Below are 19,342 nucleotides of genomic sequence, written 5' to 3' on the forward strand. Positions count from 1 at the left end.
CTATGGTGTGCACCCTTGCGATGGAGGTGATGCGTGCGCATCCTGGTGACCGGTGGTGGTGGCTTTCTTGGCCAGGCGTTGTGCCGCGGCCTGCGCGCGCGCGGGCACGAGGTGGTGAGTTTCCAGCGCGGCGATTACCCGGTGTTGCAGACCCTGGGCGTGGGCCAGATCCGTGGCGACCTGGCCGATCCGCAGGCGGTGCGGCATGCCTTCGCCGGCATCGATGCGGTCTTCCACAACGCCGCCAAGGCCGGTGCATGGGGCAGCTATGACAGCTATCACCAGGCCAATGTGGTGGGCACGCAGAACGTGCTCGACGCGTGTCGGGCCAACGGTGTGCCGCGCCTGATCTATACCTCCACACCGAGCGTGACCCATCGCGCCACCAACCCGGTGGAAGGCCTGGGCGCCGACGAAGTGCCGTATGGCGAGGATCTGCGCGCTGCATATGCCGCAACCAAGGCGATCGCCGAGCGCGCGGTGCTGGCGGCCAACGATGCGCAACTGGCGACGGTGGCCTTGCGCCCGCGCCTGATCTGGGGGCCGGGCGACAATCATCTGTTGCCGCGCCTGGCCGCGCGTGCGCGTGCCGGCCGCCTGCGCATGGTCGGCGACGGCAGCAACCTGGTGGACAGCACCTACATCGACAATGCCGCGCAGGCGCATTTCGATGCGTTCGCGCATCTCGCTCCCGGTGCCGCGTGTGCGGGCAAGGCGTACTTCATCTCCAACGGCGAGCCCTTGCCGATGCGCGAGTTGCTCAATCGCCTGCTGGCCGCGGTGGATGCACCGGCAGTGACGCGTTCGCTGTCGTTCAAGACCGCGTACAGAATCGGTGCAATCTGCGAGACCATGTGGCCACTGTTGCGTCTGCCTGGCGAAGTGCCGTTGACGCGTTTTCTGGTGGAACAGCTGTGTACGCCGCACTGGTACAGCATGGAACCGGCACGCCGTGATTTCGGCTATGTTCCGCAGGTCAGTATCGAGGAAGGACTGCAACGGCTGCGATCCTCATCTTCCAACGACATCGCCATCACTCGATAAAGACCGTCATGCGTTCAGGATACGTCTGCGCCGATTCGGCACGACAACTTCTGGAATCCTTGCCATGCTGCATTACGCCATCATCTTTTTCGTCATCGCCATCATCGCCGCCGTGCTGGGCTTCAGTGGTATCGCCGGTGCGGCGACCAATATCGCCTGGATCCTGTTCGTGGTGTTCCTGATCCTGGCAGTGATCTCGATGTTCCGTCGCGGCAAGGTATAACGCCTAGCTGCGATACGTTACGGCAGCGGCGCTGCCGGCGGACGCTCACAGGGCCCGCTTCCGCAAGGAGGCGGGCCATGTGCGTTGTGGATACTCAAAAATTCAATTACGGCTGGTTCAAAGCAGTTTCTCGAGATACTGCACGTGCTTGCCGTTGCCCAGCAGCGCATTGCCGATGGGCCGAAAACCCAGCTGCAGATGCAGCGCCAGCGATGCCGGATTGGGTGGGACCAGGTTGACCTCGCAAACCAGGCGCGGCTGCGCCGCTGCACGTGCGACGTGGATGAGTTCGTCATACAGCTGCCTGGCAAGCCCGCGCCTGTGTGCATGCGCAGCGATCACGATGCGGTCGATGTAGACAAAGCGCGCGAAGCGTCGCGCCATCCAGGCGAAGTTCGGGTTGGCGTACACGGCGCGCTGATCCAGCGCGATCAGCAGACCATCCGCAGGCGCGACGATGCGTGCGTGCCAGGCCAGTTGCAGCAAGTCGGCCAGTCCATCGGCATCCAGCAGCGACAATTCGGTGGCATGCGCATTGTTGAGCGCGAGCAGTGCGCGGTGGTCGTCGCGTTGCACCGCACGCACATGGGCCTGGCTCATGCGCCTGGGCCGACCGCACTGCGCAGCACCTGATCGTCTGCATGCCGCTGCAGCGCCAGCTCGATCAACTGCGTGATCAAGCTGCGATAGTCCAGCCCGCTTGCCTGCCAGAGCTTGGGATACATGCTGATTCGCGTGAAGCCCGGCAATGTGTTGACCTCGTTGAGCACGATGCGGCCATCGGCGCACAGGAACACGTCCACACGCGCCATGCCGGCGCAGTCCAGCGCCTGGTAGGCCCGCAGCGCAATCTGTTGGATGCGTTGCTGCGTCGGCGCGTCGATGTCGGCCGGGATCACGATGTCGGCACCGTGTTCGCTGATGTACTTGGTCTCGTAGGGATAAAACGCGTCGTGCACCACCACTTCGCCGCAGACGCTGGCTTGCGGGCTGGCGTTGCCCAGTACGGCGCATTCGATCTCGCGCCCTGCGATCGCCGCTTCCACCAATACCTTGTGATCGTATGCCAGCGCCAATGCGAGCGCGTCGGCAAACGCATCGGCACTGCGCACCTGGCTGACGCCAACCGACGAACCCTGGTTGGCCGGCTTGACGAACAGCGGCAAACCCAACTGCGCGATCAACGCATCCACGTCGGCACCTGCGGCGGTATGGCGGTTGAAGCAGGCGAACGGCGCCACCTCAAGCCCGGCATCGCGGAGCACGCGCTTGGCCAGGTCCTTGTCCATCGCCAGCGCCGAGCCGAGCACGCCGGAGCCGACGAAGGGCAGGTTGGCCATGCGCAGCAGCCCTTGCAACGAGCCGTCTTCGCCGAGCGTGCCATGCACGATCGGGAAGACCACATCGATTTGCGCCAGCGCCTGCTCCGGCTGGGTCGGACGCAATTGCTGTTGCTGCGCGCCCGGCAGCAAAGCCACGCCGCGACCGCTGCGATGCAGGGCGATGCGCGCCGGGTCGTCGGGATTGAGCAGGAAACTGTCGGGGTCGTTGACGTGCCACTGGCCCTGCTTGTCGATGCCGATCAGCACCGGCTCGAAGCGCTGCGGGTCCAGCGCATCGAGGATGTTGCGCGCTGACTGCAGCGAGACTTCGTGCTCGGCCGACTTGCCGCCGAAGATGAGACCGACCCGGATCTTGCGCATTGCCTGCTCCTGCCACCTGGCGTGATGAGGTCGCCAGCATGCCCGCGGTAGGCGCGCCGACGGAAGTCCTGCATCGCCGCCGTATGCGGTGTGGCGATCCAGGGCAGGTGCACGGTCAACGGCCGGGTCTGTCTGTGGTGGGGATGCGGCTGCGATTGCTGCGGCCTGGCTGCCGAGGCGCCCTGCGATGCGCGTCATCCTGGTCTCCGGCCTGCACCTGCCACACACCATCAAGCAGTAGCGACATGCAGGGACGGTAGAATGCGCCCATGCCCGGATCCCTGTTCAACTCACTCAAGCCGCTCGCCGGCCAGGCCCTGCAAGCCGCGCTCAACCGCGCGCTGGCACTGGACCCCGATACCCGCGACGCCTTGCTGCCGCTGGAAGGCCAACGCATCGCACTGACGCTGGAGGCGCCTGCGCTGGCCCTGCAGATCCGCGTGCACGAGCGCCGCTTGCTGGTCGGCCCGGTGGACCAGGCGCAGGAGCCGGATCTGGCCGTGCGCAGCAGCCTGGCCGGCTTGCTCGGCCAATTGCCGTTCCTGGCCAATGCGCGCCGCAGCGGCGCACCGGCCGGGCGGCTCAAGGTCTCCGGCGATGCCGAACTGGCGCGCCAGCTGCAGCAACTGGCCGGCCGTTTCGATCCGGATTGGCAGTTGCCGTTCGTGGCGGTGTTCGGGCAGATCCTCGGCGTGCAGATCGCCAATGCGGTGCGCGCAGCGCTGCAGCAGGCCCGCCGCAGCGCGGTGGATCTGGCGCAGAGCGCGGCTGAATTCGTGACCGAGGAATCGCGCGATGTGGTGCCGCGCGCCGAACTGGAGGCCTTCCACGACGATGTCGACGAACTGCGCGACGACGTCGAACGGCTGGCCGCACGCGTGGCGCGCCTGCGCGCGGCCGGAGGTGCGGCATGAAGGCGCTGCTGCGGGCCAGCCGCATCGGCCGGGTGATCCTGCGCTATCGCCTGGACGACCTGCTGCAGGACACCCCGGCCGAGCGCTGGCTGCGCCTGGCCAAGCCGTTCGTGCCACGCGCCAGTGCCGAGATCGCCGCGCAATCGCGCGGTGCGCGGCTGCGGCTGGCGTTGCAGGAACTGGGGCCGATCTTCGTCAAGTTCGGGCAGATCCTGTCGACCCGGCGCGACCTGATTCCGGCCGACGTGGCCGATGAATTGACCCTGCTGCAGGACCGTGTCAAGCCCTTCGATGGCGAAGCGGCGCGGCTGATCGTCGAGCGCGCGCTGGGCCTGCCGGTGAGCGTGGCGTTTGCCGCGTTCGATACCGTACCGCTGGCCTCGGCCTCGATCGCGCAGGTGCATGCGGCCACCTTGCCGCCGGATGCCAACGGCGTGCGCCGCGAGGTGGTGGTCAAGGTGTTGCGCCCGGACATTGAGCGCCAGATCGATGCCGATATCGCCTTGCTGCAGTCGCTGGCCACGCTGGTCGAGCGCACCCACCCGCGTGCGGACAAGATCCGGCCGCGCGAGGTGGTGGCCGAGATCGAAGGCACCTTGTCGGCCGAACTGGACCTGCAGCGGGAAGGCGCCAACGCCAGCGTGCTGCGCCGGTTCTGGGAAGGCTCGGACGATCTGTACGTGCCCGAGGTGATCTGGTCGCACACCGCCGAGCGTGCGCTCACGCTGGAGCGCGTGTACGGCATTCCGTCCGACGACATCGCCAGGCTCGATGCGGCCGGTATTGATCGCAAGGCGCTGGCGGCCAAGGGCGTGCGGGTGTTCTATACGCAGGTGTTCCGCGACAACTTCTTCCATGCCGATGCGCATGCCGGCAACATCTGGGTCGATTCGGATCCGGAGCGCCGGCTCAATCCGCGCTTCATCGCGCTGGATTTCGGCATCATGGGCCAGCTCTCGCAGGAGGATCAGTACTACCTGGCCGAGAACTTCATGGCGATCTTCCACAAGGATTACCGCCGCATGGCCGAGCTGCACGTGGAAGCGGGCTGGATGCCCGACAACGTGCGCATCGACGAACTGGAAGCGGCCGCGCGCTCGGTGTGCGAGCCGTACTTCACCCGGCCGCTGTCGGAGATTTCGCTGGCCGAAGTGCTGATCAAGCTGTTCCGCGTCGCGCAGCGCTACGAACTGACGCTGCAGCCGCAGCTGATCCTGTTGCAGAAAACCTTGCTCAACATCGAAGGCGTCGGCCGCCAGCTCGACCCCAGGCTGGATATCTGGGCCGTGGCACGGCCGGTGCTCGAACGCATCCTGCGCGAGCGTTACAGCCCGCGCCGCGTGCTCGGCGAGCTGCGCAAGCGGCTGCCGGAAATCATGACGCATGCGCCGGACATGCCGCGCCTGGTGCACAGCTGGTTGAAGCAGCAGGTCGAGGGCCGCCATCAGCTCGACATCCGTTCGGCCGAGCTGCGCGCGCTGGACCTGAGCCTGCGCAAGCTGCAGACGCGCGTGGTCACCGCCATCACCGGCAGCGGCCTGCTGGTGGTGGCCGCCGTGCTGTATGGCCTGCACCCGAATGGCTGGTACCTGGGCACGGTGCCGGTGTGGAGCTGGATCAGCGGCGCGGCCGGCTCGGTGGCCCTGCTGGTCGCCTGGCTACGGCGCTGAAGCACTAATGCTGAAGCACTGCCGCAGGTGGCCTGCTGCATCCGGCTGGGTAGCGGTGGTGCCTGCAGCAGCACGATGACGAAGCCGTTCCCGGCGAGGTGGTGATGATCGATCTGCAGGCGTTGAAAGACGAATTGGCACGGTTCGGCAGCGACAACGATGCGCAGCAGCTGGCGCGCGACCGGCGCATGCTCAACATCACGCCCGACACCGGGCAGTTGCTGGCGGTGCTGGTGCGTGCCACCGCTGCGCGGCGCGTTCTGGAGATCGGCACCTCCAACGGGTATTCGACGCTATGGCTGGCCGAAGCGGCCGCGGCGATCGGCGGGCATGTCACCACGGTGGAACATGCGGCCGACAAGGTGGCCCTGGCGCGGGCCACGCTGGCGCGCAGCGGCCTGGCGGCATCGGTGGAGCTGGTGCACGGCGATGGCGGCGCGTGGCTGGCCCAGGCGGCCAGCGCCAGTCTCGATCTGGTGTTCCTGGATTCGGCGCGCGATGCGTATGTGCACTGGTGGCCGGCACTGCGCCGCGTGCTGCGCAGCGGTGGCCTGCTGGTGGTCGACAATGCGCTCTCGCATGCCGACGAACTGGCGCCGTTCACCGCGCTGCTGGCTGACGATCCGGCAGTTACCTGCAGCGTGGTGCCGGTGGGCAAGGGCGAGTTGCTGGCGGTGTGCGGCGGGGCCTGAGCATGCACTGCCCACCCGCCAGACCTCACGTCCCAAGCCGCACGGCTGGCGTGCGCCACCTGCTCTGACGGCGCCGGGTGCGGTCAACGGCGTCATGGCGTGCCGGCGCAGTGGCATGCGCTGCCCACGGCGCGGATAATCCGCCGGTGAGCACATCCCCCAAGCACTTGCAGATTCTCTTCCAGGACGAGCTCCTGGCCGTCGTCGACAAACCCGCCGGGCTGATGGTCCACGACAGCAAGCTGGCGCGCGGGGAGGACGACTTCCTGGCCGACCGCCTGCGCGAACAGCTGGGCCGGCCGATCTTCCTGGTGCACCGGCTCGACCGCGCCACCAGCGGCTGCCTGCTGCTGGCGTTCGATCGCGAGGCCGCCAGTGCGCTGGGCAAGGCCTTGATGGCCGGCGAAGTGGAGAAGGACTACCTGACGGTGTGCCGCGGCTGGCCGGCCGAGGAGCGCTTCAGCGTCGACCACGACCTGGACGGCGGCCCCGGCAAGCCGGTCAAGAAGCCGGCGGTGACCCACTTCCAGCGCCTGGCCACCGGCGAGCTGGAGATCCCGTCCACCGGCTTTGCCACCTCACGCTACGCGTTGCTGCGCTGCCAGCCGCAGACCGGGCGGTTCCGGCAGATCCGCCGGCACATGAAACACCTGTCGCACCACATGATCGGCGACACCAGCCACGGCGATGGCCGGCACAACCGCAGCTTCCGCATGCTTGGCATCCACCGCATGCTGCTGCACGCCGAGCGCCTGGGATTCCCGCATCCGGCCGATGGACGGCGCATCAGCGTCACTGCGCCGCTGGATGTTGAATTCGCCAAGGCCTGCGCGTTGTTCGGGTGGGAGATGCCGGGGTTGGGAGTCATGCCGGCGGCGTGATGGGGCGTGCCTGGTCCAGAGATCGAGACGTCCATTCGGCATGCAAGAAAGCTGCGCAAGCGTCCCCGCACCCCAACCCCTCTCCCGCAGGCGGGAGGGGCTCAAGCACGACGCCCACTGCCCGCCTTCCCGCGTTCCCGCCTTCCCCGCTCGCCTTCCAAGTTGCTTCCTTCCCTCGCTTGCGGGGGAAGGTGCCCGAAGGGCGGATGGGGGGGCAGGCTCGCCCCTGCGCTTTCAGGACAGCAGCTCTCCCTACGGGAGAGCTGCTGCTTCGGTCAGCGGAAAAGTTGAACCATTGCGATAACCGGCAACGCACTCACCCCGGATCAGCAACCGCCGCAGCAAGCACGCCGTTGCGATTCCCCAATCCCGATTCCCGAATCCCCGCCCGTCAGGGCTTCTGCGGTGCCGCCGCCGGCTCGTTGACGATCTTCTCCAGATCCTTCTGCAAATCGGCAAACAGCGGCAGCATCTTCTGCTGGATCGCGCCCATCAGGTTCTGGGTCAGCGCCGGGGTCTTGTCCAGCAGGCTCTGGCCGGCCGAACTCTCGTAGAACTCGGCCATGGCCAGCACGTCCTCGCGCGAGAACGAGCGCTTGTAGATGTCCACATACATCGGGCGCAGCTCCGACCACGACAGCGCCTTGCGCACGGTCTGGCGGGTACGCTCCTGGATGCGCTGCAGCTGGGCCTGCTGGGCGGCGTCGAGCTGGCGCTGGGCGGTGAGCTGGGCGAATTGTTGCTGCTGCATCGCTTCGATCTGCGGCAGCATCGTGTCCAGCATGGTCTGCGCGCGCGAGGCGGCCAGCAGGCGGTTGATATCGGCATCGCTGGGCGCCTGCGCGAAGGCGGCGGGCGCGGCCAGTGCCAGCGCGGCCAGCACGATCAGGCGGCGCGCCAGGGCGCGGGCGGTGGCGACGTAACGGGGTGGGGTCATCGGAGCATCCTGCAGGCTGGGGAACCGGCCGCAGCATACGGGAAGCCGGCGTTCGCGCGCGCGTCCATGCCGGTGCCGATACAATCGGGTTGAATGGCCAGCGACCCGATCCAGATCACCCCCAGCCTGACGATCCCGCCCAGCGAGATCGTCGAGCGCTTCGTGCGCGCCAGCGGCGCAGGCGGGCAGAACGTCAACAAGGTTTCCACTGCGGTGGAACTGCGCTTCGACGTGGCCGGCTCGCCGTCGCTGCCCGAACCGTTGCGCGCGCGGCTGCTGTCGCGGCGCGACCGGCGCATGACCGCCGAGGGCGTGCTGGTGATCGACGCGCAGCGCTTCCGCACCCAGGACCGCAACCGCGAGGATGCGCGCGAGCGGCTGGCCGAGATCATCAGTGCGTGCCTGTCGGTGCCCAAGCGCCGGGTCGCCACCAAACCGAGTCATGGTGCCAAGCTGCGGCGGCTGGATGCCAAGCGTGAGCGCAGCCATATCAAGCGTGGACGCTCTGCGTCCCACTGGGAGTAAGCGTGAGTCACACCGACCCGTCGTTGCCACCGGTAACACAGGCCAACATCCTGCTGCAGCCCTCTCCACCCAGAATGCCCCGCGCCCACGGCCGCTTCGGCCGCTGGCTGGGGCGCACGGCGCTGCGCCTGACCGGCTGGCGCCTGCTCGGGCGACTGCCCGACGAACCCAAGCTGGTGATGATCGTCGCCCCGCACTCGTCCAACTGGGACGGCTTCCTGGGCTTTGCGGCCAAGTTCGCGCTGGGCTTCGATGTGCGCGTGCTGGGCAAGGCGCAGCTGTTCTGGTGGCCGCTGGGCCCGCTGCTGCGCAAGCTCGGCGGCATCCCGCTGGACCGCAGCTCGCCCCAGGGCACCATCGGCCAGGCGGTGCGGCTGATCCGCAATTCCGAACAGATGTGGTACGTGATCACCCCCGAGGGCACCCGCAAGCGGGTGGAGCACTGGAAGGCCGGCTTCTGGAAGATCGCCTCCGATTCCAAGGTGCCGATCCTGCCGGTGTATTTCGACTACCCCAGCAAGACCGTGGGCATCGGCGAGCCGTTCTGGACCGGCACCGATATGGCCGCCGACATCGCCGCCATCCGCGCCTGGTACCGGCCGTGGCGCGGCAAGCATCGCGATACGTTGTGAGCGTGCCCCCCGCGGGCGGCAAGGCGCTCATGCACCTCACGCACCGCTGCCGAAGGGCGGGCTGTGCGCGCGCAGGTGCTGGCAGGCGCGACCTTGCGTGCCGATCCCGAGTGCCGATGACCGATCGCCAGGGCCGCGGTCCGTTTGCCACCGCGCCGGGGTTTTTGTCGCTCCCGGTCGCCTGCATCCATGCCTGGCGTCGGCGCCAGGCACGTTGCGACCTCCATCGAGGGAACACCATGATTGGCCTGTCCGCACGTGCACTGTGTCTGTCTATCTCTCTCCTGCTCGCCGCCGGCCCGGTATCGGCGGCCACGCCGATGCTGGTGATCCATGGCGGTGCGGGCGTGGAGAAATCCAGTCTTTCCAGCGAGGAACAGGCGCAGGCGCGCGAGGCGATGCAACGCGCGCTGCGTGCCGGGCACGCGGTTCTGCAAGGTGGCGGCAGTGCGGTGGATGCGGTGGCGGCCACCATCACCGTGCTGGAGGATGCGCCGCAGTTCAACGCCGGGCGCGGTGCGGTGTTCACCCATGACGGCAAGAACGAACTGGATGCCGCGATCATGGACGGCGCCACCGGCAAGGCCGGCGCGATTGCCGGCGTGCACACGGTCAGGAACCCGATCCAGCTGGCGCGCAGCGTCATGGACCATTCCAGGCACGTGATGCTGGTCGGTGACGGCGCCGAACAATTCGCGCGCGAGCAGGGTGTCACCCTGGTCGACCCACGCTACTTCCGCACCGACAAGCGCTGGCAGCAGCTGCAAAAAGCGCTCAAGGCCGAAGCCGGCGACCGCCAGGCCCAGGCCGAACTGGACCTGGAAACCGCCAAGCACTTCGGCACCGTGGGCGCGCTGGCGCTGGATCGCGACGGCCATCTGGCCGCCGGTACGTCCACCGGCGGCATGACCAACAAGCGCTACGGCCGCGTCGGCGATGCGCCGATCATCGGTGCCGGCACCTACGCCAACGGCCAGTGCGCGGTGTCCGGCACCGGCTGGGGCGAGTTCTACATCCGTGCGGTGGCCGCCTACGACATCTGCGCGCGCATGAAGTACGCCGGGCAGTCCTTGCAACAGGCCGCCGAGGCGGTGATCGATCAGCAGATCCCCAAGGCCGGCGGCGACGGCGGCGCCATCGCGCTGGACGCACAGGGCAACGCCGCATTCCCGTTCAATACCGAGGGCATGTACCGCGGCTGGATCGGCGCCGACGGCACCCCGCACGTGGCCATCTTCAAGGACGAGACGCTGTAGCGCGCATCCTCGACCGCGCCCCTCCATCCAATCCAACGGCACATGCCGACGCTGCGCAAACCCGCTAGCGTGGCCGGCTGCACTACCCACTCAGGAATCACACGCCATGTCGCGTACCGTCGTTCTGGCCGCTGCCATCACCCTGGCACTGGCCGCTTGTTCCGGAAAAGAGCCGTCCGGTAAGGAGTCCACCACCGTGCCCGAGAAGACCGCCACCACCCCGGCCGCGGATGCCGCGCCGAACCCGCTGCTGACCGCCAGCACGCTGCCGTTCCAGGCGCCGCCGTTCGACAAGATCAAGGACGCCGATTACCTGCCGGCCTTCGAGGAAGGCATGCGCCTGCACCTGGCCGACATCCGCAAGATCGCCGACAACCCCGAGCCGCCCAGCTTCGCCAATACCATCGAAGCGATGGAGCGCAGCGGCGAAACGCTCACGCGCGTGTCGCGCATCTTCTTCGGCCTGGTGCAGGCCGATACCAGCGACGCACGCCAGAAGATCCAGGAAGAGATCGCGCCCAAGCTGGCCGCGCACCAGGACGAGATCAATCTCGACCCGAAGCTCTTTGCGCGGGTCAAGACCATTTACGACCAGCGCGACACGCTGAGCCTGGAGCCGGAGCAGAAGCGCCTGGTCGAACGCGACTACGAAGAGCTGGTGCGCGCCGGCGCGCAGCTGTCGGAGGCCGACAAGGCCAGCCTGCGCAAGCTCAATATCGAGGAGACCACGCTCTCCACCCAGTTCCACACCCGTCTGGTCGCCGCCTCGGCCGCCGGCGCGGTGGTGGTGGACGACAAGGCCAGGCTCGATGGCCTGAGCGAGGGCGATATCGCCGCCGCCGCCGATGCGGCCAAGGCGCGCAAGCTCGATGGCAAGTACCTGCTGACCCTGCAGAACACCACCCAGCAGCCGGTGCTGGCCTCGCTGAAGGACCGCCAGCTGCGCGCCGAGGTGCTCAAGGCCTCGGAAACGCGCGCGGAAAAGGGCGATGCCAATGACACCCGCCAGACCATCCAGCGCCTGGCGCAGCTGCGCGCGCAAAAGACCAAGCTGCTCGGCTTCGACAACTACGCCGCCTACAGCCTGGGCGACCAGATGGCCAAGACCCCGGACGCCGCGCTCAAGCTGCTGACCGACACCGTGCCGGCCGCCACCGCCAAGGCACGCCGCGAAGTGGCCGAAATGCAGAAGGTGATCGACGCGCAGAAGGGTGGTTTCAAACTCGCCGCCTCCGATTGGGATTTCTATGCCGAGCAGGTGCGCAAGGCCAAGTACGACCTGGACGAGGCGCAGATCAAGCCGTATTTCGAGCTGGACAACGTGCTGCAGAACGGCGTCTTCTACGCAGCCACGCAGCTGTACGGCATCACCTTCAAGCAGCGCACCGACATCCCGACCTATCACGCCGACATGAAGGTGTATGAAGTGTTCGATGCGGACGGCACCTCGATGGCGCTGTTCTACACCGACTACTTCAAGCGCGACAGCAAGTCCGGCGGCGCCTGGATGGATGTGTTCGTCGAGCAGGACGGCCTCACCGGTGCCAAGCCGGTGGTCTACAACGTCTGCAACTTCACCAAGCCGGCCGCCGGCCAGCCGGCGCTGCTGAGCTTCGATGACGTCACCACGCTGTTCCATGAGTTCGGCCACGCGCTGCACGGCATGTTCTCCAAGGTGAAGTATCCCTCGATCGCCGGCACCAGCACCTCGCGCGACTTCGTCGAGTTTCCCTCGCAGTTCAACGAGCACTGGGCCTCCGATCCCAAGGTCTTCGCCAACTACGCCAAGCACTACCAGACCGGCGCGGCGATGCCGGCCGAGCTGGTGGAGAAGATCAAGAAGGCCAAGACCTTCAACAGCGGCTACGCCACCACCGAGTACCTGTCGGCCGCGTTGCTCGACCTGGCCTGGCACACCCAGCCGGCCGACGCGCCGCTGCAGGACGTGAGCAAATTCGAAGCCGATGCGTTGAAGCGCTTCAAGGTGGACCTGGCCGAAGTGCCGCCGCGCTACCGCAGCAGCTATTTCGACCACATCTGGGGCGGCGGTTATTCGGCCGGGTACTACGCGTATTTCTGGTCGGAAGTGCTCGACGACGACGCGTTCGAATGGTTCAAGGAACACGGCGGCTTGAACCGCAAGAATGGCGACATCTTCCGCGGCAAGATCCTTTCGCGCGGCAACACGGTCGACCTGGCCACGTTGTATCGCGATTTCCGCGGCAAGGACCCCAGCGTCAAGGCGCTGCTGGAAAATCGCGGTCTGACCGAGTGAGTGACCGAGTGATGTGCATGCGTCGTTGGCGCATGCGTGTGTAGTTGCTGCAGTCAGCAATCGCAACGGGATGGCCACGCGCCATCCCGCTCTTGTTTGCGGCTGGTGCATCAGGTGACGGGGGTGCGATTGCCCCATCTGGAGTGGCAGCGCCTGTGATGCGTGGTGCGCGCTTGCACATGATCCGAATCGGCGGCATTAGCGCCCTGCGCTGACGAAGCAGCGCAGAGTTTTGTAGGCAGCAAGCATGCATGCCGCCGCGATGGCGCAGGGCAATGCGTGAACGCCGCCCGCTCATGCGCCAACGCCAACGCTGCGATGCGCTCAGCTAGCGCGTTGCCACCAGGCCGTCCGAGGCTTGCGTCGCAGCATCCTGTCGCCACCAGCGCAGGCGATTGGCGGGCGCTTCCAGGTCCACCCGCTCGCCCATGCGCGGCGTCGCCAGCGCAACGCCGGCGCCGTCGGCCAGTGCCACGATCCGGTCCAGTGGCTCCTGCCACGCGTGCATCGCCAGGTCGAAGGTGCCGTTGTGGATCGGCAGCAGGGTCTGCCCGCCGACGTCCAGATAGGCCTGCAGGCTCTGCTCCGGTTGCATGTGCACGTGCGGCCATTGCTGGTCGTAGGCGCCGTTTTCGATCAGCGCCACGTCGAACGGCCCGAGCTGTTGGCCGATGGTCTTGAAATGCGGGCCGTAGCCGCCGTCTCCGCTGAAGAACAGGCGCAGCTCGCGGTCCTGGATCACCCAGGAGCACCACAGCGAACGCCCACTGTCGAACAGGCCGCGCCCGGAAAAATGCTGCGATGGGGTGGCGGTGAGCTGCAGGCCATCGATGGTGATCGCCTCCCACCAGTCCAGCTGGCGCACCTTGGCCGGGTCCACGCCCCAGCGCACCAGCAGATCGCCCACGCCCAAGGGCGCGACGAACACGCCGACGCGGTCGGCCAGTGCACGGATGCTGGTGCGATCCAGATGATCGTAATGGTTGTGCGACAGGATCACCCCGGCCAGCGGCGGCAGCGCGTCCAGCGCGATCGGCGGCGCATGAAAGCGCTTTGGCCCGGCGAAGGGCACCGGCGAGGCGCGCTTGGAGAACACCGGGTCGGTCAGCCACAAGCCGCCGGCCAGCTTCATCAGCACGGTGGAATGGCCCAGGCGATACAGGCTGCGGTCGGGCGCGGCCAGCAGCTGCGCGCGGGTCAGCGGCTGCACCGGCAGCGGCGTGGACGGCACCGTGGTGCTGGGCTTGTCGAAGAAGAACCTCCACATCAGGCCGATCTGCTCGCGCAGGCTGAGCACGGTGGTCGGCAGCGGCACTGCATTGCGGAACCGGCCATCGCGAAACTGTGGCGAAGCGGCATAGCGGGAAGGGCGCGAGGAAGCCATTGGGGAGTCCGACCGGGCAGGGGGGTGACAGCAGGGGAAAGTTACACTGAACAGTGTAGTTTCATCGGGCTGAAAGTAAACTGTCCGGTGTAAAATGACCCGATGTCGACTGCATCTTCCCCCCCGACTGCGCCGCAACGGCTGACCGACCGCAAGCGCCTCGCCATCGTCGAGGCGGCCATTGCCGAGTTCCGCCAGCATGGCTTCGAGGCCACCAGCATGGACCGCGTGGCGGCCACCGCGGGCGTATCCAAGCGCACCGTCTATAACCACTTCCCCAGCAAGGACGCGTTGTTTGGCGAGATCCTGCGCGGGCTGTGGCAGCGCAGCGCCGATGCAGTGACTCTGGTCTACCGGCCCGACCAGCCGTTGCGTGCGCAGCTGATCCAGCTGCTGCAGCAGAAACTGCACCTGCTCGACGACCCGGCATTCATCGACCTGTCGCGCGTCGCCATTGCCGAAGGCATCCATTCGCCCGAGCGCGCGCGCGAACTGATCGCGCAATTGGGCAGCAAGGAGGAAGGCACCACCACCTGGGTGCGCGCCGCACTGGCCGATGGCCGGTTGGCAGGCGTGGAGCCGGAGGTCGGCGCGCAGCAACTGCAGGCATTGATCAAGGGCTTCGCGTTCTGGCCGCAGATCGCCATGGGCCAGCCGCCACTGTCGCCGCAGCAACGCACGCAGGTGGCCGAATCGGCGGTGGCGATGTTCCTGGGTCTGTACGGGCGCGCGTGATGGCCTGCGATGCGCGGGCAGACGTGACGCGCCATGTCGCGCAACGACGCCGCGCCGTGTTTCAGCGCTGCCTCGTCACTGCGGCGACTGGCTCGCACCCAGCACGGTAGCAGTGGCGGCCTGCCGGCCGCGTTGGCACCAGGCCACCATCGGCGAGGCCATCACCGTGGTCACCAGCGTCATGCCGAACAGCAGCGTGAACAGGTCCGGCCCGATCACGCCGCTGTCCAGGCCGATCTTGATCACCACCAGTTCCATCAGCCCGCGTGCGTTCATCAGCGAACCCACGCTCAGGCTGTCGCGCCAGTCGTGGCCGCTCAGGCGCGCGCCCAGGGTGCAGCCGGCCAGCTTGCCGGTCACTGCCACGCCGACCACCAACGCAAAGCCGGCCACACCTGCGCCGACGAACACACCGGGGCTGGCGGCCTGGCCGGCGACCGCAAACAGCACCGGCATCAGCAAGGTGATCGCCAGGGGTTCGATGCGCCCGGCCAGGTGTTCCAGCAGGCGGTCGTCGCGCGGCACGCAGACGCCGAACAAGAATGCGCCGAAGATCGCATGCAGGCCGATCCATTCGGCCACCGCGGCGCAGGCCAGCAGACCGATCAGCACCCACACCAGCGCGGTTGGCGCATAGCCTCCATCGCGTGCGCGCGGCTTGAGCACGCGCGCATACAGCGGCTTCAGCACGCCGAACACCACCGCAATCAGCACCACCGCAGCTGTCGCAGTAAACGCAACGCCGCCATGGTTGTTGCCGCCGGTCAGGGTGAGCACGATTGCCAGGAACATCCACACCGTGGCATCGTCGATCACCGCTGCGCCCAGCGCCAACCGGCCTGCGGCTGTGCGGGTCATGTTGCGATCCTTGAGGATGCGCGCCAGCACCGGAAACGCGGTCACCGACATCGCCGCGGCAATGAACAAGGCGAAGGGCCAGAAGCCGATGCCCTGCGATGCAAAGCGCGCAAACAACCACGGTGCGGCGGCCAGCCCCAGCAGCAACGGCAGCACGATGCCGGACAGCCCCACCAGCACCGACGCACGCACCTGCGCGGTGGTGCCTTCCGGCGCGCGCAGCTCCACGCCGACGACGAACATGAAAAGCACCACGCCGATGTTGGCCAGGCCCGACAGCGGCGGCAGACTGCTGGCGGCGAACAACATGCCATGCAATTCCGGCAGCCACGCGCCGAATGCGATCGGCCCCAGCAGCAGGCCGGCGGCCATTTCGCCGATCACCGGCGGCTGCCCGACGCGCTGCAGCAGCGCGCCGCACGCACGTGCCGCGCCCAGGATCAGCGCCAACTGCACCAGCAACAACGTGGTCGGATTCATGGCGTCAGCCTTGGTTGGTTGAGTCGGCTCGCCCCGCGGTGCGGGACGGATACGCATCTGGTCAGTGAGTCCCCGGATTGACCAGCCGTTGATGACCTGCAGTGATACCCACAGCATCGGCCTAGTCTATGACGACAACCATCGTGCAGTAGATCGAGCCGACATCGATGCGGCGCAATCCGGAGTGGTTCGCGCTGCACGCTGGAATCAACCGTCAGTGCTGCGCGCGCATGGCTTGATCAAGCAACGCCTTCAATGGCGTACCGCATACCGCACACGGCATCGCCGATGAAGAGCGCATGGTGACCTCAGACGCAGCGCATGGCGAGCAAGCTCAGGCGCCATGCGAACCCACGCCTGCAGCAGTCACAAGACTCACCGCTCCGAGTCACCACTTTCGTCATACCCGCGCGGGGGAAACAGATCCGGCTGGATCAGCTCGATAAAGGCACGTGCCTGCGGCGACAGATACTTGCCCTTGCGCACCACCACGCCATAACTGCGGGTGGGGAAGTAATCCTTCAGCGAGCGGGTGGCGAGTGTGTCGCGGTCGGCCTCGGTGACGCAGATTGCGGTGACGATGGAGATGCCCATGCCCATCGCCACGTATTGCTTGATCACCTCCCAGCCGCCCACTTCCAGTGCCACGGTGTAGGGCACGCGCGCCTGCTGGAAGACCAGGTCGACCAGCCGATAGGTCACCTGCCGGCGTGGCGGCAGGATCAGCGGATACGGCGACAGGTCCTGCAGCGTGACCGTGGACGTGCCGGCCAACGGGTGGTCGTGCGGGGTGATCAGCAATTGTTCGAAGCGATACACCGGCGCGTAATTGAGGTCGGCCGGCACGTCCAGCATCGAGCCGATCGCCAGGTCCACTGCATCTTCGCGCAGCAGGTCGGTGCCGTCGGCGCTGATGGCGTTGTGCAGGGTCAGGCGCACGTCCGGGTGGCGCGCGCGGAACTTCGCCACGATGCGCGGCAGCAGGTACAGGATGGTGGAACTGTTGGCGGCGATATTGAGCTCGCCGGCATCCAGGCCACGCACCTTTTCGCGGAAGCTGGCCTCCAGCCCGTCCAGGCTCTCCACCAGCGGCAGCGCCATGTCATAGAGCAGCTGGCCCTCGCGGCTGGGTGCCATGCGTCGCCCCGAGCGCTCGAACAGGGCCACCCCCAGGTCACGTTCCAACGCCTGCAGCTGCAAGGTCACTGCCGGCTGGCTCACATAAAGCGCCTCAGCCGCCCGTGAGACAGAGCCAAGGCGCACTGTCTGGCAGAACGCACGCAGCGGCTTGAGCCGGTCGGATTTGTAGGAAAATCGCGGAGTTGGCGCCATCTGGATGCCTGCAATGACGCTGTATAAGCCTGCCTTATTTACAGCATTGATAAAACTGCTTTGTCAAATAGTTGCATGCGGCGCACGGTGCAGGTCCGGATGCACAAGGACTCCCGACATGTCTGCCACCGCTTTCGCTCCACGTCCCACCGAACGCGCCACGCCCGGTCTGTCGCTGACCACGCAGGTCGCAGGCCAGGCCGACCTCCTGCCGGCCGCTGCGCTGGCCCTGCTGGTGTCGCTGCACCGGGCCATCGAGCCCGGCCGCCAGCAGCGCCTGGCACAGCGGCGCGTCCGCCAGGCCGAGTTCGATGCCGGCCAGTTGCCGGACTTCCGCCCCGACACCCGCGCCATCCGCGATGGCGACTGGCGCGTGGCCGCGCTACCGGCGGCGCTGCAGGACCGCCGGGTGGAAATCACCGGCCCAACCGATCCGAAGATGGTCATCAACGCGCTCAATTCCGGCGCCAAGGTGTTCATGGCCGACTTCGAGGATTCCACCGCGCCGACCTGGCGCAACCTGCTGGCCGGCCAGCGCACGCTGGCCGCTGCGGTGCGTGGCGATCTCAGCTTCGATGCGCCCAACGGCAAGCATTACGCGCTGCGCCCGGAAGCCAAGCGCGCAGTGCTGATCGTGCGTCCGCGTGGCTGGCATCTGGATGAGAAGCATGTGCTCATCGATGGCCAACCGCTGGCCGGGGGGCTGTTCGACGCGGCGGTGTTCGCCTTCCATAACGGCCGCGCGCTGCTGGCCAGGGATCGCGGCCCGTATCTGTATCTGCCCAAGCTGCAGAGCATGGAAGAGGCCGCGCTGTGGGAGACCGCGCTGGCGCATATCGAAGCCATGCTCGGCCTGCCGCATGGCCAGATCAAGGTGACCGTGCTGATCGAGACGCTGCCGGCGGTGTTCGAGATGGACGAGATCCTGCACGCGCTGCGCGAGCGCATCGTCGGGCTCAACTGCGGGCGCTGGGACTACATCTTTTCGTACCTGAAAACCTTCCGCGCGCATCGCGACCGCGTGCTGCCCGAACGTGGCCAGGTCACCATGACCCAGCCGTTCCTGAAGGCGTATTCGGAACTGCTGATCAAGACCTGCCATCGCCGCGGCGCACATGCGATGGGCGGCATGGCCGCGCAGATTCCGATCAATCACGACGAGGCCGCCAATGAGCAGGCGATGGCACGGGTGCGTGCCGACAAGCTGCGCGAGGTCAGCGCCGGCCACGATGGCACCTGGGTGGCGCATCCGGCGTTGATTCCGGTGGCGATGAAGATCTTCGACGAGCACATGCCCACCGCGCATCAGCAGCATGTCCTGCGCAACGACGTGCAGGTGACGCGCGACATGCTGATCGCACCCTCGCCGGGCACCATCACCCGCGCCGGTTTCGAAGGCAATGTCGAAGTCTGCGTGCGTTATCTGGCCGCATGGCTGGACGGCAATGGATGCGTGCCGATCCACAACCTGATGGAAGACGCCGCCACTGCCGAGATCAGCCGCGCGCAGCTGTGGCAGTGGTTGCATCACGGCCAGCATCTGGACGACGGCACTGCCATCGATCAGCCCTTGTTGCAGGCCACGTTGCGTGCGCTGCCGGCGCGCCTGGGCGCGACCGATGCACTGCCGGGCGCCGCACGCATCGACGACGCCATTGCATTGCTGGACACACTCAGCCGTGCCGATGCGCTGGCCGATTTCCTCACCGTGCCGGCATACCGCCTGATCGAGTGAGCCAACGCGGCAGCGACACGCCGGCGTCCGCGCGCTGTCGCTGCAATCCGTCCACGTAATGCACCA

18 protein-coding genes are annotated in these 19,342 nt (G+C 67.0%); 12 read left to right on the top strand and 6 right to left on the bottom strand.

Translation table 11 applies throughout. The features are described 5' to 3' along the window. The first annotated feature begins 33 nt into the window (after window positions 1-33). Both oleD and CPBF1521_RS01200 read left to right on the top strand, forming a co-directional pair. Window positions 34-1,044 (top strand): 2-alkyl-3-oxoalkanoate reductase, encoded by a 1,011-nt coding sequence (gene oleD, locus CPBF1521_RS01195; protein ID WP_104649615.1) that lies wholly within the window; start codon window positions 34-36, stop codon window positions 1,042-1,044. Window positions 1,045-1,108: 64 nt separating this feature from the next. Next, window positions 1,109-1,267, top strand: a complete 159-nt coding sequence (locus CPBF1521_RS01200; protein ID WP_003468167.1) for a DUF1328 domain-containing protein — start codon at window positions 1,109-1,111, stop codon at window positions 1,265-1,267. Window positions 1,268-1,384: 117 nt separating this feature from the next. Here CPBF1521_RS01200 and CPBF1521_RS01205 read toward each other — a convergent pair whose 3' ends face one another. Both CPBF1521_RS01205 and ddlA read right to left on the bottom strand, forming a co-directional pair. After that, the gene (locus tag CPBF1521_RS01205) at window positions 1,385-1,867 is read right to left on the bottom strand and encodes a GNAT family N-acetyltransferase (protein WP_115675642.1); all 483 of its coding nucleotides are present in this window, start codon (window positions 1,865-1,867) and stop codon (window positions 1,385-1,387) included. Next, on the bottom strand, window positions 1,864-2,970 hold the full coding sequence (ddlA, locus tag CPBF1521_RS01210; RefSeq protein WP_115675643.1) for a D-alanine--D-alanine ligase: 1,107 nt from the start codon (window positions 2,968-2,970) through the stop codon (window positions 1,864-1,866). The genes CPBF1521_RS01205 and ddlA overlap by 4 nt, the downstream gene beginning before the upstream one ends. 269 nt (window positions 2,971-3,239) lie before the next feature. Here ddlA and CPBF1521_RS01215 point away from each other — a divergent pair, with 269 nt between their 5' ends. The 4 genes from CPBF1521_RS01215 (at window position 3,240) to CPBF1521_RS01230 (ending at window position 7,127) form a co-directional block, all read left to right on the top strand. After that, window positions 3,240-3,884: a ubiquinone biosynthesis accessory factor UbiJ gene (locus CPBF1521_RS01215; protein ID WP_104649612.1), complete on the top strand. Its 645-nt coding sequence runs from the start codon at window positions 3,240-3,242 to the stop codon at window positions 3,882-3,884. Further along, the gene (gene ubiB, locus CPBF1521_RS01220) at window positions 3,881-5,554 is read left to right on the top strand and encodes a ubiquinone biosynthesis regulatory protein kinase UbiB (protein WP_104583959.1); all 1,674 of its coding nucleotides are present in this window, start codon (window positions 3,881-3,883) and stop codon (window positions 5,552-5,554) included. Before CPBF1521_RS01215 ends, ubiB begins: the two co-directional genes overlap by 4 nt. 104 nt (window positions 5,555-5,658) lie before the next feature. Next, the gene (locus CPBF1521_RS01225) at window positions 5,659-6,246 is read left to right on the top strand and encodes an O-methyltransferase (RefSeq protein WP_115675644.1); all 588 of its coding nucleotides are present in this window, start codon (window positions 5,659-5,661) and stop codon (window positions 6,244-6,246) included. 146 nt (window positions 6,247-6,392) lie between these two features. Further along, on the top strand, window positions 6,393-7,127 hold the full coding sequence (locus CPBF1521_RS01230) for a pseudouridine synthase (protein WP_115675645.1): 735 nt from the start codon (window positions 6,393-6,395) through the stop codon (window positions 7,125-7,127). A gap of 391 nt (window positions 7,128-7,518) precedes the next feature. Here the strand turns inward: CPBF1521_RS01230 and CPBF1521_RS01235 are convergent, their stop codons facing one another. Further along, window positions 7,519-8,064, bottom strand: coding sequence for a DUF2059 domain-containing protein (locus tag CPBF1521_RS01235; RefSeq protein ID WP_115675646.1), 546 nt, complete (start codon window positions 8,062-8,064; stop codon window positions 7,519-7,521). Window positions 8,065-8,157: 93 nt separating this feature from the next. Here CPBF1521_RS01235 and arfB point away from each other — a divergent pair, with 93 nt between their 5' ends. The 4 genes from arfB to dcp all read left to right on the top strand — a co-directional run bounded on the left by arfB (window position 8,158) and on the right by dcp (window position 12,752). Further along, complete coding sequence (arfB, locus tag CPBF1521_RS01240; protein WP_104583955.1) at window positions 8,158-8,589, top strand: alternative ribosome rescue aminoacyl-tRNA hydrolase ArfB; 432 nt, start codon at window positions 8,158-8,160, stop codon at window positions 8,587-8,589. 2 nt (window positions 8,590-8,591) lie between these two features. Further along, entirely contained in the window at window positions 8,592-9,221 is a 630-nt protein-coding gene (locus CPBF1521_RS01245) for a lysophosphatidylcholine acyltransferase (RefSeq protein WP_104583954.1), read from the top strand. A 239-nt stretch (window positions 9,222-9,460) separates the two neighbouring features. Further along, window positions 9,461-10,477: an isoaspartyl peptidase/L-asparaginase family protein gene (locus tag CPBF1521_RS01250; RefSeq protein WP_181901062.1), complete on the top strand. Its 1,017-nt coding sequence runs from the start codon at window positions 9,461-9,463 to the stop codon at window positions 10,475-10,477. Window positions 10,478-10,583: 106 nt separating this feature from the next. After that, window positions 10,584-12,752, top strand: a complete 2,169-nt coding sequence (gene dcp / locus CPBF1521_RS01255; RefSeq protein ID WP_181901063.1) for a peptidyl-dipeptidase Dcp — start codon at window positions 10,584-10,586, stop codon at window positions 12,750-12,752. Between the two features lie 328 nt (window positions 12,753-13,080). Here the strand turns inward: dcp and CPBF1521_RS01260 are convergent, their stop codons facing one another. Beyond that, on the bottom strand, window positions 13,081-14,136 hold the full coding sequence (locus CPBF1521_RS01260; RefSeq protein WP_115675647.1) for an MBL fold metallo-hydrolase: 1,056 nt from the start codon (window positions 14,134-14,136) through the stop codon (window positions 13,081-13,083). A 102-nt stretch (window positions 14,137-14,238) separates the two neighbouring features. On the opposite strand from CPBF1521_RS01260, the gene CPBF1521_RS01265 reads away from it, so the two are divergent. Further along, complete coding sequence (locus CPBF1521_RS01265; RefSeq protein ID WP_115675648.1) at window positions 14,239-14,871, top strand: TetR/AcrR family transcriptional regulator; 633 nt, start codon at window positions 14,239-14,241, stop codon at window positions 14,869-14,871. Between the two features lie 75 nt (window positions 14,872-14,946). Here the strand turns inward: CPBF1521_RS01265 and CPBF1521_RS01270 are convergent, their stop codons facing one another. Together CPBF1521_RS01270 and CPBF1521_RS01275 are read right to left on the bottom strand one after the other, a co-directional pair. After that, complete coding sequence (locus tag CPBF1521_RS01270; protein WP_115675649.1) at window positions 14,947-16,209, bottom strand: cation:proton antiporter; 1,263 nt, start codon at window positions 16,207-16,209, stop codon at window positions 14,947-14,949. A 375-nt stretch (window positions 16,210-16,584) separates the two neighbouring features. Beyond that, entirely contained in the window at window positions 16,585-17,541 is a 957-nt protein-coding gene (locus tag CPBF1521_RS01275; RefSeq protein ID WP_104583950.1) for a LysR family transcriptional regulator, read from the bottom strand. A gap of 118 nt (window positions 17,542-17,659) precedes the next feature. On the opposite strand from CPBF1521_RS01275, the gene aceB reads away from it, so the two are divergent. Continuing rightward, on the top strand, window positions 17,660-19,276 hold the full coding sequence (gene aceB / locus CPBF1521_RS01280; protein WP_115675650.1) for a malate synthase A: 1,617 nt from the start codon (window positions 17,660-17,662) through the stop codon (window positions 19,274-19,276). Window positions 19,277-19,342 lie beyond the last annotated feature (66 nt).

It is taken from the genome of Xanthomonas euroxanthea (assembly GCF_900476395.1).
Taxonomy (GTDB): Bacteria; Pseudomonadota; Gammaproteobacteria; order Xanthomonadales; family Xanthomonadaceae; genus Xanthomonas; species Xanthomonas euroxanthea.

What these genes read in the sequence shown, in the direction of transcription:
- CPBF1521_RS01200 (WP_003468167.1), top strand. Translation starts at nt 1,109, where the DNA reads ATGCTGCATTACGCCATCATCTTTTTCGTCATCGCCATCATCGCCGCC.
- CPBF1521_RS01205 (WP_115675642.1), bottom strand. Translation starts at nt 1,867, where the DNA reads ATGAGCCAGGCCCATGTGCGTGCGGTGCAACGCGACGACCACCGCGCA.
- ddlA (WP_115675643.1), bottom strand. Translation starts at nt 2,970, where the DNA reads ATGCGCAAGATCCGGGTCGGTCTCATCTTCGGCGGCAAGTCGGCCGAG.
- CPBF1521_RS01215 (WP_104649612.1), top strand. Translation starts at nt 3,240, where the DNA reads ATGCCCGGATCCCTGTTCAACTCACTCAAGCCGCTCGCCGGCCAGGCC.
- ubiB (WP_104583959.1), top strand. Translation starts at nt 3,881, where the DNA reads ATGAAGGCGCTGCTGCGGGCCAGCCGCATCGGCCGGGTGATCCTGCGC.
- CPBF1521_RS01225 (WP_115675644.1), top strand. Translation starts at nt 5,659, where the DNA reads ATGATCGATCTGCAGGCGTTGAAAGACGAATTGGCACGGTTCGGCAGC.
- CPBF1521_RS01235 (WP_115675646.1), bottom strand. Translation starts at nt 8,064, where the DNA reads ATGACCCCACCCCGTTACGTCGCCACCGCCCGCGCCCTGGCGCGCCGC.
- arfB (WP_104583955.1), top strand. Translation starts at nt 8,158, where the DNA reads ATGGCCAGCGACCCGATCCAGATCACCCCCAGCCTGACGATCCCGCCC.
- CPBF1521_RS01250 (WP_181901062.1), top strand. Translation starts at nt 9,461, where the DNA reads ATGATTGGCCTGTCCGCACGTGCACTGTGTCTGTCTATCTCTCTCCTG.
- dcp (WP_181901063.1), top strand. Translation starts at nt 10,584, where the DNA reads ATGTCGCGTACCGTCGTTCTGGCCGCTGCCATCACCCTGGCACTGGCC.
- CPBF1521_RS01260 (WP_115675647.1), bottom strand. Translation starts at nt 14,136, where the DNA reads ATGGCTTCCTCGCGCCCTTCCCGCTATGCCGCTTCGCCACAGTTTCGC.
- CPBF1521_RS01265 (WP_115675648.1), top strand. Translation starts at nt 14,239, where the DNA reads ATGTCGACTGCATCTTCCCCCCCGACTGCGCCGCAACGGCTGACCGAC.
- CPBF1521_RS01270 (WP_115675649.1), bottom strand. Translation starts at nt 16,209, where the DNA reads ATGAATCCGACCACGTTGTTGCTGGTGCAGTTGGCGCTGATCCTGGGC.
- CPBF1521_RS01275 (WP_104583950.1), bottom strand. Translation starts at nt 17,541, where the DNA reads ATGGCGCCAACTCCGCGATTTTCCTACAAATCCGACCGGCTCAAGCCG.
- aceB (WP_115675650.1), top strand. Translation starts at nt 17,660, where the DNA reads ATGTCTGCCACCGCTTTCGCTCCACGTCCCACCGAACGCGCCACGCCC.